This window comes from Streptomyces sp. NPDC059456 (assembly GCF_042750055.1).
Taxonomy (GTDB): domain Bacteria; phylum Actinomycetota; class Actinomycetes; order Streptomycetales; family Streptomycetaceae; genus Streptomyces.
In genome coordinates this window covers 1-2,557 of the sequence record NZ_JBHYVA010000936.1, presented here as the reverse complement: position 1 = coordinate 2,557, position 2,557 = coordinate 1, and the positions used below count along the sequence as shown (strand labels likewise).

Annotated in this window: 1 protein-coding gene and 1 pseudogene; both read right to left on the bottom strand. The window is 68.9% G+C overall.

Features of this window, described 5'->3' with window-relative positions; all coding sequences use genetic code 11:
• Window positions 1–134: 134 nt before the first annotated feature.
• Window positions 135–1,832 carry a glycosyl hydrolase family 18 protein gene (locus ACFXA3_RS40745; RefSeq protein ID WP_385196224.1) on the bottom strand — a complete coding sequence of 566 codons (1,698 nt, stop codon included), beginning with the start codon at window positions 1,830–1,832 and terminating at the stop codon, window positions 135–137.
• 299 nt (window positions 1,833–2,131) lie between these two features.
• A pseudogene (locus ACFXA3_RS40740) lies at window positions 2,132–2,557 on the bottom strand (hypothetical protein); the annotation flags it as partial.

Here is a 2,557-nt window from a genome sequence, read left to right as displayed (position 1 = left end):
GCCTGCTCGCCGGTATCGCGCCTGCTCGCCCGCCCCGCCGGGGGGGGGCCCCCCCCACCCGGCCACCTCTGCCCCCCCACCCGGGGGGAACCGGGTGCGGGGCGGCGTGCCGCTCGGCGCGGGGTGGGGGGAGATCAGCAGGCGCCGAGGTCCTTCCAGACACCCCATTCGCCCGTGGTGCCCGGGGTCTCGTTCTGCGTCCACCACTGGGCCTTGTACTTGCGGCCGTTGTAGGAGACCTCCTGGCCACCGGTGTAGACCGTGCCCGCGACGTACGCCGGGGTCGAACCGCAGCCCGTGGTCGGCGGGGTGGTCGGGGGCGTCGTGGGCGGGGTGGTCGGCGGGGTGGTCGGGGGCGTGGTGGGCGGGGTCGTCGGGGGCTGCGTGGTGCCGCCGAGGGCGTCCGAGATCTGGTTGAGCAGCGTGGTGTTGTCGTCCAGGCCGAGCAGGGAGTACATCATCGCGCCGGCCAGGCCGCGCTGCTTGCCGTAGTCGACCCGGGCCTGGACGGACTTCTGGTTCAGGCCGGTGAAGAACTCGCCGTCCTTGTAGAAGTACGAGGCCTTCGCCTGGTCGTCCCAGAAGGTGGTCGCCGGGTTGTCGACGATCCCGCCGAGCTCCTTGTAGTTGGCGATGCCGGCCTGCTGGCTGGTGGGCCGGGCGCCGGAGGCGCCGGTCGCGGGCTGGGCGAGGCCGCCCGCCGTCCCGGCGGGGACGCCCTTCCAGCCGCGGTAGTAGAACTCGTAGCCCAGCGTCAGCTTGTTGGCGGGGAAGCCGCCGGCGATGCCGTAGGCCGGCTTGCCGTCGATCCAGGAGTCGATGGCGTTGTCGATGCTGTACTTCTCGGTGCCCGGGGCGATCGGGTCGGTCGGGTCGTTGGTGCCGGAGTACAGCGGGGACTGGTGGTACGTCGGCCCGTCGCCGTCCCAGGCGCCGTGCATGTCGTACGTCATGATGTTGGCGTAGTCGAGGTACGAACCGATCTTGTCCGTCTCGATGTACTTGATCTTGTCCTGGCCGGCCGGGAGCGCCGCCGTCAGCAGGTACTTCTTCCCGCCGTTGGCCGCGCCGTAGGCGTCGAGCTGCTCGCGGAACTCCTTGAGCAGGAGCGTGAAGTTCTGCTTGTCCTCGGGGGCGTAGTGGTTGCCCAGGTGGCCGCCGGAGGAGCCGGGGTACTCCCAGTCGATGTCGATGCCGTCGAAGATGCCCGCCGCGGTTCCCGGACCGCCGTAGCCGCCGTCGACCGGCAGGTTGCCCTTGATGTACTGGTCGATGCAGGAGGAGACGAGCTTCTTGCGGGAGGCGTCGGTCTTCGCCGCGTCGCTGAAGTACTTCGAGTACGTCCAGCCGCCGATCGAAATGTTGATCTTCAGGTTCGGGTACTTGGCCTTCAGCTGCTTGAACTGGTTGAAGACGCCGACGATCGGCTGGTCCCACTTGTCGGCGACGCCGCTCACGCTGTCGGCCGCGCTGAAGGACTTCTGGTAGTCGGCGTACGAGTCGCCCGCGCCGTCACCGGCGTTGGGGTTGTTGTCGTCGCCCGCGGCCTTGTTCGCCTCGAAACAGGTGAGGTTCGTGGGGTGGATGTTGCCGAACGAGTAGTTGATGACGTCCAGCTTGCCCGCTATGCCGCGGGTGTCGAGGTGCTTGGGGTAGAAGGCGTTCCCGTACACGCTCCACTGGTCGTAGTAGGCGATCTTGACGTTGCCGCCGCCCGCGGTGGTGGCCGCGTCGGCGGCCTGTGCGGTGCCGAGCCCCGCGAAGCCGGCCAGCGCTCCGGCTGCCAGCGCGGCCGTGGCGGCGGCCGCGATGAGGGGTTTACGGATGTGCATGAACTGCCTCCGGGGGGGGTGGGAGGGGGAAGCAAGAGGTTCGGGTGTGAGAAGTGATAGCGATCACCCGAGGTCCGAGTCAATGGTTTGGACCAAAGAAGGACTAGACCACTTGGCGGGGAAATCCCCTCGTCAGAGGCTTGAGCGCACATGCGCAACCGCTCGCCACCCCGGGTGACGAGCGGTTTAAGGGTGCCTTAGGCCACACTTCCGCAAGGTTGCGGCAACAAACCAGCAGAACTCCGTTCGCCTGCGGTCCATCACCTCACGGGGTGCGCCGGGCCGGCGCCGCGGCCGGATCAGACCGACCAGCGCTCGCGCATCGTCTGCACCTCGCCCTTGGAGTTGACCGTGATCTCGTAGATGTTGCCGTAGCAGGAGTAGGGCTGCTTGACGACGTTGTAGTCCTCGCGCAGGCAGCCGTCGATGTGCTTCGACAGCTCATCGCGGTTCACCGGCTGGAACTTGCCCGGACCGGTGGCCAGTTCACCCTTGACGCCGGCGGGCAGCTTGTAGCCCTTCGGCTCGCCCTCGCCGTGGTAGATCCAGTCGTTGGGCGTGCACTTGGGCTGGGCGTCCATGGCCTCGAAGACGCTGATGTCGCGGTGCAGGCCCACCTGGACGATCTTGACGCCGGCGGGCGGCGTCGGCGGCTTGCCGCAGTCGTTGCCCCCGCCCGCCCGCCCCGGGGGGGGGGGGGGGGTGGCCCCCCCGGGGGGGGGCGC